The organism is Gluconacetobacter diazotrophicus PA1 5, from assembly GCF_000067045.1.
Taxonomy (GTDB): Bacteria; Pseudomonadota; Alphaproteobacteria; order Acetobacterales; family Acetobacteraceae; genus Gluconacetobacter; species Gluconacetobacter diazotrophicus.
In genome coordinates, this window is sequence record NC_010125.1 from 1,168,777 (window position 1) to 1,182,154 (window position 13,378).

16 protein-coding genes are annotated in these 13,378 nt (G+C 68.6%); 2 read left to right on the forward strand and 14 right to left on the reverse strand.

What is annotated here, in order from left to right; translation table 11 throughout:
• Positions 1 to 95: 95 nt before the first annotated feature.
• Positions 96 to 971 (reverse strand): formyltetrahydrofolate deformylase, encoded by an 876-nt coding sequence (purU, locus tag GDI_RS05525; protein ID WP_012554024.1) that lies wholly within the window; start codon positions 969 to 971, stop codon positions 96 to 98.
• Positions 972 to 1,059: 88 nt separating this feature from the next.
• Positions 1,060 to 1,308: a hypothetical protein gene (locus tag GDI_RS05530; protein ID WP_012554025.1), complete on the reverse strand. Its 249-nt coding sequence runs from the start codon at positions 1,306 to 1,308 to the stop codon at positions 1,060 to 1,062.
• A gap of 150 nt (positions 1,309 to 1,458) precedes the next feature.
• Here GDI_RS05530 and GDI_RS05535 point away from each other — a divergent pair, with 150 nt between their 5' ends.
• Both GDI_RS05535 and GDI_RS20470 read left to right on the forward strand, forming a co-directional pair.
• Positions 1,459 to 1,947: a DUF2721 domain-containing protein gene (locus tag GDI_RS05535; RefSeq protein WP_012224269.1), complete on the forward strand. Its 489-nt coding sequence runs from the start codon at positions 1,459 to 1,461 to the stop codon at positions 1,945 to 1,947.
• Between the two features lie 315 nt (positions 1,948 to 2,262).
• Positions 2,263 to 2,394, forward strand: coding sequence for a hypothetical protein (locus GDI_RS20470; protein ID WP_012554026.1), 132 nt, complete (start codon positions 2,263 to 2,265; stop codon positions 2,392 to 2,394).
• 15 nt (positions 2,395 to 2,409) lie between these two features.
• On the opposite strand, the gene GDI_RS05540 is transcribed toward GDI_RS20470, so the two are convergent.
• The 12 genes from GDI_RS05540 to GDI_RS05595 form a co-directional block, all read right to left on the reverse strand.
• The gene (locus GDI_RS05540; RefSeq protein ID WP_012554027.1) at positions 2,410 to 3,369 is read right to left on the reverse strand and encodes an ABC transporter substrate-binding protein; all 960 of its coding nucleotides are present in this window, start codon (positions 3,367 to 3,369) and stop codon (positions 2,410 to 2,412) included.
• Positions 3,370 to 3,437: 68 nt separating this feature from the next.
• A complete protein-coding gene (locus GDI_RS05545) occupies positions 3,438 to 5,096 on the reverse strand; it encodes an ArnT family glycosyltransferase (RefSeq protein WP_012224275.1) in 1,659 nt (552 codons plus the stop codon).
• A gap of 10 nt (positions 5,097 to 5,106) precedes the next feature.
• A complete protein-coding gene (locus GDI_RS05550) occupies positions 5,107 to 5,856 on the reverse strand; it encodes a glycosyltransferase family 2 protein (protein WP_012224277.1) in 750 nt (249 codons plus the stop codon).
• 20 nt (positions 5,857 to 5,876) lie between these two features.
• Positions 5,877 to 6,371 (reverse strand): ATP synthase subunit B, encoded by a 495-nt coding sequence (locus GDI_RS05555; RefSeq protein ID WP_012224279.1) that lies wholly within the window; start codon positions 6,369 to 6,371, stop codon positions 5,877 to 5,879.
• 30 nt (positions 6,372 to 6,401) lie between these two features.
• Positions 6,402 to 7,013, reverse strand: coding sequence for a F0F1 ATP synthase subunit B family protein (locus GDI_RS05560; protein WP_012224281.1), 612 nt, complete (start codon positions 7,011 to 7,013; stop codon positions 6,402 to 6,404).
• Positions 7,014 to 7,027: 14 nt separating this feature from the next.
• Positions 7,028 to 7,252 (reverse strand): ATP synthase subunit C family protein, encoded by a 225-nt coding sequence (locus GDI_RS05565; protein WP_012224283.1) that lies wholly within the window; start codon positions 7,250 to 7,252, stop codon positions 7,028 to 7,030.
• A gap of 55 nt (positions 7,253 to 7,307) precedes the next feature.
• Positions 7,308 to 8,057: a F0F1 ATP synthase subunit A gene (locus GDI_RS05570; RefSeq protein WP_012224284.1), complete on the reverse strand. Its 750-nt coding sequence runs from the start codon at positions 8,055 to 8,057 to the stop codon at positions 7,308 to 7,310.
• 30 nt (positions 8,058 to 8,087) lie between these two features.
• Positions 8,088 to 8,414, reverse strand: a complete 327-nt coding sequence (locus GDI_RS05575; RefSeq protein WP_012224286.1) for an AtpZ/AtpI family protein — start codon at positions 8,412 to 8,414, stop codon at positions 8,088 to 8,090.
• A gap of 173 nt (positions 8,415 to 8,587) precedes the next feature.
• Positions 8,588 to 9,370 (reverse strand): hypothetical protein, encoded by a 783-nt coding sequence (locus tag GDI_RS05580; protein ID WP_012224288.1) that lies wholly within the window; start codon positions 9,368 to 9,370, stop codon positions 8,588 to 8,590.
• 89 nt (positions 9,371 to 9,459) lie between these two features.
• Positions 9,460 to 11,037, reverse strand: a complete 1,578-nt coding sequence (gene purH / locus GDI_RS05585; protein ID WP_012224290.1) for a bifunctional phosphoribosylaminoimidazolecarboxamide formyltransferase/IMP cyclohydrolase — start codon at positions 11,035 to 11,037, stop codon at positions 9,460 to 9,462.
• A 136-nt stretch (positions 11,038 to 11,173) separates the two neighbouring features.
• Positions 11,174 to 11,983 (reverse strand): aminotransferase class IV, encoded by an 810-nt coding sequence (locus GDI_RS05590; protein WP_012554029.1) that lies wholly within the window; start codon positions 11,981 to 11,983, stop codon positions 11,174 to 11,176.
• Positions 11,980 to 13,374, reverse strand: a complete 1,395-nt coding sequence (locus GDI_RS05595; protein WP_012224294.1) for an anthranilate synthase component I family protein — start codon at positions 13,372 to 13,374, stop codon at positions 11,980 to 11,982. Before GDI_RS05595 ends, GDI_RS05590 begins: the two co-directional genes overlap by 4 nt.
• Positions 13,375 to 13,378 lie beyond the last annotated feature (4 nt).

A 13,378-nucleotide genomic window follows, 5' to 3' on the forward strand; every position in this document is an offset into this window, starting at 1 on the left:
TCCGGGCAACGATTCATCACCCAGGACAATATCATGACGAAACGTTACGGAGAATATGCCAGATCAGTCAATACGATAAAGCAACCTCCTCCGCGTCAATCACCGAACACGACCGTCTTGTTGCCGTTCAGGATCACACGATCATCCAGGTGATAGCGTACGGCGCGGGCCAGGACGCGACGTTCGATGTCACGCCCCTTGCGCACCAAGTCGGCGGGCGTATCGAAATGGCTGACGCGTTCCACATCCTGTTCGATGATGGGGCCTTCATCCAGGTCGGCTGTCACGTAATGCGCCGTCGCCCCGATCAGCTTCACCCCCCGCGCATGCGCCTGGTGATAGGGCCGCGCGCCCTTGAAGCCCGGCAGGAAGGAATGGTGGATGTTGATGCACCGCCCCGACAGCCGCGCGGTCAGGGAATCCGACAGGACCTGCATATAGCGGGCCAGCACCACCAGTTCGGAATTGGTCTGCCGCACCAGGGTCCACAGGCGCTCTTCCTGCTCGGCCTTGTTGTCGCGCGTGACCGGCAGGTGGTGGAACGGGATATCGGCCATGTCGATATGGCCATAGGCCGCGCGCGGATGATTGGCGACGATGGCCGTCGGCGTCATCGGCAGCTCGCCGATCCGCCAGCGGTACAGCAGGTCGGCCAGGCAGTGGTCGAATTTCGAGACCATCAGCAGGACGCGGCGGCGCACCGCGCGGTCATGCAGGGTCCAGTTCATGTGAAAGCGTTCGGCCACGGCACCCAGCCGCGCCCGCAGCCAGTCCAGGCGCTCGCCGTCCGTACGAATACTGAAGACGACGCGCATGAAGAACAATCCGGTTTCGACGTCGTCGAACTGCTGCGCCTCGGTAATATTGCCGTCGGCTTCGTACAGCGTGGTGGCGATCGCCGCCACGATGCCCGGCCGGTTGGGACAGGACAGCGTCACTGTAAAGCTTGCCGGAACCTGATGATGGGTCATGTCGGACAATCCACGGGCACGCGCCAGCCTGGTCCGTCCAGCCTGGTCCGTCACAATAGGCGCCGGCCGCCGGAACTCAAGCCCGCCCCTACGGACCTGCGCCGCGCACCGCCCTCCATGCGGCCTCCAGCGCGTCGGGCATGGTATCGCAGAACGCGCTCCAGTCCGGCGCGTCGCCGGGGGCGGCGTCGGCCCCCCCGATCGCGGCGCGCCAGCGCAGGGCCCCATGCGGATCGGCCGTCTTCTCGATCCGCACGATCCTGTCGTCGGGGATGCGCGACAGCAGCCGGGCCAGCCGGCGTTCGGGCGTCATCGGCGTCGCATAATTATGGGACATCGGGGGCCTCCTGCATTCCAGAGTGGCCCGCGCACGGCGGACGGCGCAAGACGAACAGCCATTCCCCGGTTGCATTCCGCAGGCCGAACGGCTTCAACACCAACATACCTCAATCCACCAGCAGGCCCGCCCCCAGGTCAAGGAAGCCCCGTGTCCCCCTTTCCCGGATTACTGCCCGACGAGCCGGTCGACACCGTCGCCCACCTGATCCAGACCGCCCTGACCCCCATCTTCATGCTGTCGGGGATCGGGACGCTGCTGAACCTGTTCAATACCCGCCTGGCGCGCGTGTCCGACCATATCGAGAAGGCGAACGAGACGCTGGAGCAGACCAAGACGCCGTCCGAACGCCGGCACCTGCACCGGCACCTGGGCCATCTGCACCGGCGCACGCTGCTGCTGGATGCCGCCATCCTGCTGGGCGCGGTCGGCGGCGCGTCGGCCTGCGGCGCGGCCTTCGTGCTGTTCCTGGGCAGCCTGCGGGATTCCTCGGTGGCATCGTGGCTGGTCGTGATGTTCGGCGTGGCGCTGTGCTGTACCGTGGGGGCGCTGGCCATGTTCCTGTGCGACAGCCTGCTGGCGTGGCATGGGTTGCGGATGACCACATCCTGGGCACGATCGATCAAGCCGAAGATCTAGACGACCGCGTCGAAGCACGAATTTTTCATTACAAACGCATAAGATCAATAAATGTGCACAATGCCCATTTATTGATCATTTCTTCCGTCGAACCCTGATGATCTCCCCACGATCGCATAGAAACGCGTCACGATTCAGCACGGCGTGTTTTTCGACTCCAATCAATAAACATTCTCATGTTCAAAGAATGAACAGAATATTCGTTTATTGTTTACTATGCATTTTCCAGTCACCTGCCTCCCTCTTCTTTCCTGTTGCGTGGGGCAGGAATTCGGTGTTGGTTCCGCCCGAAACCAACCCATAGGATTTTGGATAATGCTTATTCAGGAAATCGGTAATCTGGTCGCCCACTCGATGGACGTCGCGTCGGTCCTGCCGATGGTCGCCTTCCTGCCGCTGGTTGCCGCCCTGATGGTCGCCACCGCCGTCGCCGACCGGATTGCCTGACGCCGAGCTTTCCGCCTACGGCGTGCCGTCAGCCGGATCGACGGCGTAGTCGGACAGGTTCATGTCCCGATGCACCACGCCGCGGGCACGCAGGAATGCCATGAACGCCCGATAGCGCCGCGCATTCAGGACCGAGGGCTGCTTGCAGACGCGCGACAGGGTCGCCGTCCAGGCGGCACGGTTCAGCTTCGTATCCAGTTCGGGATGCTCCCGGACGGCCTGGGCCAGGATATCGTCCGGATGGTTCAGCAGGACGTTCGTCCCCTCCTCCAGCGCGTCCATGAAGCGGACGATCCTGGGGTCATGGGCATGGTCGCGCGCGGCCAGGAAGATCAGTTCGTCATTCAGCGGCACGCCATGTTCCTCGGGATAGACCGCGCCGGGGGCGAATCCCTTCTGCCGCAGGTCGATCAGTTCATAGGTGCGCGTCGCCCCGATCACGGCATCGACCGCGTGTGACATCAGGGCCTGTTCCAACTGGAAATTGACGTTGACCTGATGCACGTCGGACAGGGACAGCCCGACCGACCCCAGCATGGCCGCCAGCACCGCGTCGTCGACCCCCGCCATGGAAATCCCGATCGTCCTGCCCTTCAGGTCCTTCAGGGAATGAATGTCCGGCCCGGTGATCAGCGTATCCAGCGGCGTGTCGATCAGCGTGCCCACCCGCACCAGCGGAATCCCCTGCTCGGCCAGCATGCCCAGCTGCGTTTCGTAGGACACCGCCAGATCCGCCTGCCCCGCCGCCACCAGCCGCGCGGGGGACCCGGGATCGGACGGGGCGATCAGGTGCACCTGCAATCCATGCCGGCGGAACGCGCCGCTATAGTCGGCCGCCAGAAGCGCCGCGTGATCGGCATTCAGGAACCAGTCGAGAATGACCGTCACCGTGTCCGGCACCTGGGCACGGGCTGGAGACAGGACGGACAGGGACAGGACCGCCAGACCTGTCAACACGCGCAGCAATCCGGTCACGGCGTGGGTCCTTATCCTCGGGGTGCAGGGCATCATGCCCTGCCGGGTCCGGGCACAGCCCGGCTTTTTTATGGGGGTGTCGGTCCAAACAGCCCGATATCGAGATGCTTGCCCGTCGAATAATTCAGCCCCGCGACGCGGCCGAATTCGATCACGTTCAGGCCGTCCCGCCGCAGGCGCGCGCGAAAGGCCGGTTCGTCGCGGCGGTCCACCAGCGCCAGGCCGCAGGCCCGGTTGTCGCGCAGCAGGTCGGCCGCGGCAACGGGATCGACCAGCGCCGTATTCTGCCCCACCAGGAACACCAGGCTGGGTTCCGAGAACGAGGGCGAGGCCACGATCGTATCCGGGCACGGCCGGTAATCGTCCACCAGCGCGGCCAGGCGCGGACTGAGCCAGATCGCCTGCAGGTTCGGGATCACGGTCACGAACAGGCCGACATGGATGATTACCGCCGCCGCGACCGCCGCCATGGCGGCCCGCAGGGGCTGGCGCCCCACCAGCAGCCAGGCGGACACCAGCACCAGCGGCAACGCGCCCAGCGGCACGATCAGCGCCGCGGGCTCCACCCGATGCTCCAGCCGCCACAGCAGCACAGGCCCCGCCACGGACAGCGCGACCCCCAGCACCAGCCACAGCACGCCGTACACCGCCAGCACCACCCGGCCCCACAGCGCGGCCGGCCATGACCAGCGGTCGGGCATGGTCATGATCGCCGCCGCGGTCAGCATCGCGATCGCCGGATAGGTGGGCAGCACGTAATGCGGCAGCTTGGTCGCGATGGCTTCGAACACCAGCCAGTGCGGCACGATCCAGCACAGCAGGAAACGCACCGGCGGCGCATGCCGCCGGGCCCAGACGAAGGGCAGCGCCATCGCCGCGAAGATCGAGCCGGGCCAGAAGGCGATGGCGAACGCCAGCAGGTGATACCCGGGCGGCAGGCCGTGCGCCTGCTGGCCATGGGCCACCTTGCCGAGGAAATTGGTTCCCACCGCGCGCGAGAAGAAATCGCCATGGCTGACGACCCCGATCGCGACGCACCAGGGCAGGACGATCGCCAGCATCACCGCCCAGCCCCACGCGGGCCGCAGCCGGTGCCACCAGTCGATGCGCCGTTCCACCAGCGCCAGCGCCAGCGGCGTGCCGAAGCCCGGGATCAGCACCACCGGCCCCTTGAGCATCAGCCCCACCCCCAGCGCCGTCCAGTACAGCAGCGCGGCCGAAAGCGGCGTCGGCCGGTCGCGTTCACGGTCCAGATAGGCGCGCAGGAGCCCCGTCTGCGCCAGCAGCACCGCCAGCAGCAGGGTGGTGTCGATGGTGGCCATCCGGCCCTCGGCCGTCGTCAGCACCGACACGGCGAGCAGTCCCGCCGCCAGCAGACCGCTGGCCGGACCGAACAGGGTGGCGCCGATCCAGGCCGTCAGCACCACCACGGCCGTCACCGCCAGCAGCGACGGAATGCGATAGGCCCACACCGCATGCTGGCGCAGGGTGCCGGTGGCGGCGACCGAGGCGGCCTCCAGCCAGTAGATGCCGGCGGGCTGCAGATAGCGCGGCTGGTCCTGGAACCGGACATCGATGAAATTGCCGCTGCGCAGCATCTGCGCGCTGGCTTCCATATAGCGCGGCTCGTCCCGGTCCAGGGGCGGCAGGCTGGCCCGCCCGGGCAGGAAGATCATGAACGTACACAACGCCAGCATGACGTAATGCCGCAAGGTCAGCCGCGTCATCCGCCGCGCCCTAGCGTTCGGTGATATGATGGGGAAGCCGTGTGCGGTTGTTCAGCCACATCACGCCCAGAAGGTCGCGGATACCGACCAGCGCGCGGTTCAGGTTGGTGTATTTGGAATGCCCGTGCAGACGGTTGCGGTGCCGCACCGGCCGGCACAGCAGGGGCACGCCCTGCCGCCCCAGCAGCGCGGGCAGGAAGCGATGCAGCCCCTCGAACTGCGGCAGGCGCAGGAAATCCGCGCGCAGGAATACCTTCAGCGGTGCGCCGGTATCGGGGCAGCCGTCGCGCAGCAGCCGGCCGCGCAGGCCGTTGGCAAAGCGCGTCGCAAACCGGCGCGACAGCGTATCGCGGCGCCGCAGCCGGACACCCACGACCAGCGGCGCGCGGCCCGGCGCATTCCGCGCCAGGTCCAGCATATCGGCGATTTCCGAAGGATCGTCCTGCCCGTCGCCGTCGATCGTCGCGATCCAGCGCCCGTGCGCGGCCTCGATCCCCGTACGCAGGGCGGCGGATTTTCCAAGCCGGCGATCGTGGCAGAGGACCCGCAGGCCGGGCAGCACACCCTCGGCCCGGGCAGCCAGCAGGGCGTCCACGGTGCCGTCGGTGCTGCCGTCATCGACGAAGACGACTTCGCACGGCGGCAGGGAGCGGAGCGATTCGGCCAGTTCGGCACAGACGGGCCGAATGTTCTCCGCCTCGTTCAGGACGGCCGCCACGATCGAAAGGACGGGCTCCGAACGATCAGGGGATGAGGACACGGTCAGAAGGGCGACCCCGGTCAGGCGGCGCGGTGGGACAGGGCCGACGGCAGGTCGGCGATCGCCCGATCGACGATCGCATGGTCCGCGCCGGCCGGAAGCGCCGTGGCCAGCACATCGCGCGTGGCCTGGATCGCCACGTCGATCGCGACCTGCCGGACCTCGCGCACCGCGCTGCGTTCCGAGGCCGCGATGCGGTCACGGGCCATCTGTTCGCGGCGGGTGGCAACGGCTTCGGCCTCGCGACGGGCCTCGTCGGCAATGCGCGCGGCCTCGATCAGCGAATGCTCGACCAGGGCGCGGGCCTCGACCATCGCGGTTTCACGCTCGCGGGTCGCGTCTTCCAGCATCTGCTCGGCCTCGCGACGCAGGCGCGCGGCCTCGTCCAGGTCGGCGCGGATGCGGTCGGCGCGGCTGTCCAGGGCGGCGGCCAGCGGCGTCCAGAGCTTCTTGCCGAACAGGACGAAGAAGAGGACGAAGGCGACGGCCGACCAGAAACGGGGTTCATGCAGCATGGTCTTGGACCTGTTCCTTTGCGTCCGCGATCAGAAACCGTGCGCCGTCGCGGCGTCGTCGACCCGGCGGGCCAGTTGGTCGGCCGGAACCGACGTGCCGGACAGCTGATGAACCAAGGCCTGCGCGGTATCGTCCGCGATCTGGCGCAGCGACCCCAGGGCCGCGGCGCGCGCCGCGGCCACCCGGGCCTCGGCATCACGGATTTCCGCCGCGAGGCGGGCATTCATGTTCTGTGTCTCGTGAAGGGCGGCGAGACGGGCGTCCTCGACCACCTTTTCGACATTGGCCTGCGCTTCGGCCATCGCGGCGCGACGGGCCTGGTGCAGTTCGTCCACCGCCGCGTCGGCTTCATCCTTGGCGCGATGGGCGATATCCAGGTCGTTTTCGATCGTCTGGCGCCGGTTGGCCAGCACCCGGTCAACCTTCGGCAGGGCCGAACGGCTGAGCAGCAGGTAGAGGACCAGGAAGATCACGCCACCCCAGACCACCTGACCGATGATCAGGGGGTTGGCAAAATCAAGCTGCGGCATGCCCACGGCGCGCGCGCCCGGCGCGGCCATCGCCATAACGGGCAGGGCCAGCGCGGACGACGTCAGGAGCGACGCCGCCTTGCGGGTGATCGACACCGCGGAACGTGCCATTTCGGCCTCCGTTCTTAGACGAACAGGATCAGGAAGGCGATGAGCAGGGCGTACAGGGCAACGGCTTCCGTCAGGGCGAAGCCCAGCATGCCCAGGCCGAACACGTGCGGACGCGCGGCCGGATTGCGGGCGATGCTGCTGACCAGCGTGGAGAAGATGTTACCCAGGCCGATGCCGACGCCGGCGAGGGCGATAACGGCGATACCGGCACCAATTTCCCGGGCTGCAGCGATGTCCATAGCGAGGCTTTCCTTGGTTGTTCAGGCGTTCAAAGAGGCTGGGGATACGTCGCGATCAGTGCGCGACCGCCTCCCGCAGGTAGATGCAGGTGAGAATGGCGAAGACATAGGCCTGCAGCGCACCCACTAGCAATTCAAGTGCCATCAACGCGACATTGATGACCACCGGCCCGACGGCGAGCACGTCGCCGAACAGTCCGAGCCCGGCCAGCATGATCGTGAAGGCGGCGAACATTTCCAGCATCACGTGACCGGCGACCATGTTGGCGAACAGACGGATCGACAGGCTGACGGGACGGGAAAGGAATGAGAGGATTTCGATCGGCACCAGCAGTGGGGCCAGGGCGACGGGCGCCCCCGCCGGCATGAAATGCGCGAAGAACTTCGGGCCCTGCGCCTTGAGCGAGACGATGACCGCCAGCACGAACACCAGCAGCGCGAGCGCGAGCGTCACGGCGATATGGCTGGTAAAGGCGAACGAGAAGGGCAGCAGGCCGAGATAGTTGCCGGCCAGGATGAAGAAGAACAGCGTAAAGATGAACGGGAAGAACGCCCGACCCTCGGGCCCGATCGTGTCCACCGCCATGTCATGGATGAAATCGTAGCAGATTTCCGCCGCCGCCTGCAGGCGGCCGGGCACGATGGCGGCGGGACGCATGCCGACATACAGGAACGCCAGGACCAGGACGGACGCCACGATCATCATGACGGGCGACTGGCTGAAGCGCAAGGATTCGCCCAGTCCGCCCAGGACGGGATGGAGTTCGAACTGACCCAGTGCGTCGATGGTGGATCCAGCCGCCAACTTCGTCTTCCCTCTACCGCGCCGGCCCGCCTACGGGTCCGGCTTGTCCCCCGGCGTGTCCATGGGCCTGACCAGACGCCAGACATTCAGCACACCCGCAGCACCGCCCAGGAACGAGAACAGGATCAGGAAAGCCGGACGGCTGCCCAGCCATCGATCCAGCCCCCACCCGACCGCGACGCCGACCACAAGGGCGGAGACCATCTCGGTGCCAGCCCTGAGGGCGAACCCCAGGACAGACATGTCGCTGCCCTGCGTCGTCGCCCCCTGCGTCTCCCGGCCGGAAATATTCCGGTCCCGGGCCTGCCGCAGGCGCGCGTCGAAGGACTGACGGGAACTGTCCGTATCCTTACCCAAAATTCACACCTCCAGGCAGGTGCAGGCGCTAGCTAACGACGCGGCATGAGGCTGTCAAGCGACCGGTCGTATTTGATATTGGGGAAAACAGGGATGTTCCGTCCCGGGTTGCATGCATTCGTGACGTATATGCATTCATAACATAACTGTCATGCCGCGAACGCATAATTGTGTCACGGGTGGGCACTCGCCCCCGGGATCTCGTCATAGGCCGCGCTGCCGGGGAAGGCGCCGGGCATCGGCGCGTCGGGAGGGGCGACCCGCATGGTCTGCCCGGCCGAGGGCCCGATGTCGCGCGCGTCGATCGCCGTTCCCAACGCGCCGGTGCTGCCGTTGCCCACGGCATAGAGCGGACGGCCGGGCTGCAGCCAGGCGGCCAGGCGCGCGGCCTCGGCCGCCGTCAGGTAAATGGCGCTGTAGTCCTGCATCACCGCGCCGATCAATTGCCCGTGCAGGCTGTAGAGCGGCGCGCGCACCGTGCCGTCCACCACGATGTCCGGCCCGCTGGTGGGCGTGGGCAGGCGGACCGAGACGGCCCCCGCATCCTCGATACGGCGGCCGCGCGGGCCATCGACCGCATAGGCCCGCACGATCGGCAGGGTACGGCCCCGCAGGCCGCTGACCGAAACCCGGTCGCCCGGCTTGACCAGCCCGGCAATGGCCAGCCCGAGTTCGTGCGAGCAGAGGATTTCCGTCCCGTCGGTCAGGATCAGCCCGTCCACGTCACCCGCCGGCGTGGGCAGGTAATGCGCGACCGTGCCCGAGGTGACGGGAAGCGGGGAAAAGTCGTAGGCCGAAACCGGCTGCCCCGTGGACACCGCGGCAGCGGGCGCTGCGGCGGGACGCGCGGGCGCGGCCGACGGCCGGGCGGCCGCCGATCCGGCCAGCAGGACGGACAGGCCGGCCGCCACCGGAAGAAGGGGGAAACGGCGGAACATATCCTGGAACATTTCCATGCCTGGTCTCGTCTCTGCGTGGTCGTCGTGCGTGGGGCGGAACAGTCAAGTCGATCCCGCCCGGCGCGACAATCCCCGCTTGCGTCGGATCAGTGCCGGAAGTGGCGCATACCTGTGAACACCATGGCGATGCCCGCCCGGTCGGCGGCGGCGATGACCTCGTCATCGCGGATCGATCCGCCCGGCTGGATCACCGCCGTGGCGCCGGCCGCGATCGCGGCCTCCAGCCCGTCGGCGAAGGGGAAAAACGCGTCCGACGCCACCACGCTGCCCGTCGTCAGCGGCTGGTCCAGGCCGGCGGCCCGGGCGGCTTCCGCCCCCTTGATCGCGGCGATGCGCGCCGAGTCCACGCGGCTCATCTGCCCCGCGCCGATGCCGGCGGTCGCCTGGCCCTTGGCATAGACGATGGCGTTCGACTTCACATGCTTGCCGACGCGGAAGGCGAAGATCAGATCCGCCATCTCGGCCTCGGTCGGGGCGCGGCGGGTCACCACCTTCAGGCCGGCGGGGACGATCCGGCCATTGTCGCGGGTCTGCGCCAGGAAGCCGCCGGCGACCGAACGGATGGCCACCCCGCCCACGGACGGGTCGGGCATCGCGCCGGTCAGCAGCAGGCGCAGGTTCTTCTTCTTCGCCAGGATCGCCTGGGCCTCCTCCGTCGCGTCGGGGGCGACGATGACCTCGGTGAAGATGGCCGCGATGCGCGCGGCGGCGTCGGCGTCCAGCGTGCGGTTCAGCGCGACGATGCCGCCGAAGGCCGAGACCGGATCGCAGCGCAGCGCCAGGTCCCAGGCCGCCGACAGCGTATCGGCGGTGGCGACGCCGCAGGGATTGGCGTGCTTGACGATCACCACCGCCGGGCCGTCGAATTCCGCCACGGCCTCGAACGCCGCATCGGTATCGTTCAGGTTGTTGTAGGACAGGGATTTGCCCTGCACCTGGCGGGCGGTGGCCACACCGGGCCGGCTGCTGCCGTCGGCATAGAAGGCCGCCTGCTGGTGCGGATTTTCGCCATAGCGCAGGCTTTCGCGGCGCAGGCCCGCGACGGCCAGGCGTTCCGGCAGCACGTCGCCGCGCTGCACGGCGAACCACGCCGCGATGGCGGAATCATAGGCGGCGGTGCGGGCATAGGCCGCGCCGGCCAGCGCGCGCCGCGCCGCAAGCGTGGTGCCGCCCTGGGCCAGCGCGTCGATCACCGCGCCGTACTGCGCCGGATCGGTCAGCACCACGACATGGCCGTGGTTCTTGGCCGCCGCGCGGATCAGGGCGGGGCCGCCGATATCGATGTTCTCGATGCAGTCCTCTTCCCCCGCGCCGGAGGCCACCGTGGCCTCGAACGGGTAGAGGTTCACCGCGACCAGGTCGATCGGCGCGATCCCGTGTTCGTCCATCTGCGCCAGATGGGCCGGCAGGTCGCGGCGGCCCAGGATGCCGCCATGGATCTGCGGCACCAGGGTCTTCACCCGCCCGTCGAGAATTTCGGGAAAGCCGGTATGGTCCGACACCTCGGTCACCTTCAGTCCGGCCTCGCGCAGCGCACGGGCCGAGCCCCCGGTCGAGAGGATTTCCGCCCCATGGGCGATCAGGGCGCGGGCGAGGTCGAGCAACCCCGCCTTGTCGGAAACGGAAATCAGGGCGCGGCGGACCGGCACGGGCGTCTGGGTCATCGCGGGAAGCGACCTTTCACATGGACGGGCGGCAAAGCCCGCGTCCTTATCCAACCTGGACCACGGGAGCAAGGCTGGGCATGATGCCCCGCACCCCGAACGATTGGGTTTCCAAAGGGCTCGGCCCTTTGGCGGGTCAAGGGCTGAGCCCTTGTACACACGCCCGAATGTCCTCGACCAACCCCGGCAGAACAGACAACGCCATCCCGTCCAGACTGACAACCGGACGCACCGACAGGCTGTTGACCAGCACCACACCCCCTGCCCCCCGCAGATCGTCGGGTATCAGCGAGGCCTCCTCCACCATGCAAGCCGCCAGCAGCACGGCGCGAGCGATCCCCGGCAAGGCGCCGTCGCCGACCGGCGGCGTGACCAGGCGCCCCTGGTGATGGACCAGCACCGTGCTGACCGTGCTTTCGGCCACCCGCCCCGCCGCGTTCAGCAGCAGCGCGTCATCCGCGCCGCGCTGTTCGGCCTCCAGCCGGGCCAGGATGTTGGGCAGGTAATTCAGGCTCTTGACCCGCGAGAGCGGGGATGCCGCATCCCGCCGGACGCGGGTGCTGACCACCAGGCGGGCCGGTCCCGGGGCGGGCGCCGGGGGAAAGGGCACGATCAGCAGGCTGGGTTGCGGAGAGGCGGGCGGGAACAGGCCGCGCGGGCCGCAGCCGCGCGTCAGAGTCAGGCGCAGCGCGCCTTCGGCCAGCGCATTGTGCCGCACCACCTGGCGCAACGCGTCCTCGATCCGGTCCAGGTCGGGGCCCGGAAACATCAGCAGGTCCGCACCCTGGCACAGCCGGTCGAGATGCCGGGCCAGATGGGCGATGCGCCCCCCCGCGACGCGCATCGTCTCGAACAGTCCGTCACCCAGGGTCAGGCCGCGATCGGCGGGATCGATCCGCGCCCGGTCCGCCGGGACCAGCCCGTCATTCAGCCACAGCATCGTCATGACGCCATCCCGGCCGGCTCGGCCCCGAACAGGGCCAGCAGCGGCGCGATCTTCAGGCACATTTCCGCATATTCCCGCCCGGGGTCCGACAGGATCGTGATCCCGCCCCCCGCCGCCGCCACGATCGCATCCGGCGTCGTGGCCAGGGCGCGGATGACGACCGAACTGTCCATCGCGCCATCGGTGCCGATGCGAAAGACCACCCCGCAATAGGCCTGCCGCGCCGACGATTCCAGTTCGTCGATGATCTGCATCGCGCGGTGCTTCGGCGCGCCGGTCACCGATCCGGGCGGCAGGGTGGCGCGCAGCAGGTCGATGGCATCCCGTCCCGGGGCCAGGGTGGCCGTGACCTCGGACACCAGGTGATGGACATGGGTGAAGGTCTCCACCGACAGCAGTTCCGGGACACCGACGCTGCCGATCCGCGCGACACGACCCAGATCGTTGCGCATCAGGTCCACGATCATCAGGTTTTCCGCCCGTTCCTTCTCATCGGCCGCGAGTTCGACACGGCGGGCGGCATCCTGTGCCGGGGTGGCGCCGCGCGGGCGGGTGCCCTTGATCGGCCGGGTGCGGGCCACCCCGTCAGGGCCGAGATGCACGAACCGCTCCGGCGAGGCCGACAGCAGGCCGAAACCCGGCCCGCAGGCCAGCCACGCCCCGAACGGCGCGGGCGAGGCCCGGCGCAGGGCCCGGTAGATGGCGCCGTCCGTCAGGCCGGGCGGGCGGCGGGCGGCCATGCGCCCGGTGATGTTGACCTGGAAGATGTCGCCCGCCGCGATCCGCTCCACCGCGCGCGCCACCGCGGCGGCGTACTGCCCCGGCGCCTGGTCGGCGGCGAAGGCCAGGCGCGGCAGGGCGGCGGGGGCCGGGGCCGGCTCCATGGCCGCCCACGCGGCGCTTACGTCGGCGATCAGCCGGTCCGGATCGGGGCGGATCGTCGCCAGGTAGGCGCGCCGCCGCACACGGTCGAACAGGACGGCATGGTCATAGAACCCCGCCGCCAGGTCCGGCTGGGCCGGATCGGCCACGTGGCGGGTCGCGATCCCTTCGAGGCGCCGCCCCACCCCGTACCCGGCGAAGCCGATCACCCCGCCCGCGAACGGCAGGGCCTCGCCGGATGCGGTCACGGGCGGCGATCCGGCCGGCGGCAGCAGGGCGCGCAGGGCCGCCAGCGGATCAGATGCCAGCGGGGCCCCGCCGTCCCGCCATTCAAGGACCTGGCGCGGCCGGCGGCAGAGGATGGTCCAGCGCGCGCGCGGCCCCGCCGGCCCGCCGCTGTCCAGGCAGGCCAGCCACGGTTCGTCCCGCCACGCCCACAGCACGTCATCAGGGTCCCGCCACGGCAGTTCGACGGCGTGAAGGTCCCCGATGCCAACCGGACCATCCATGACC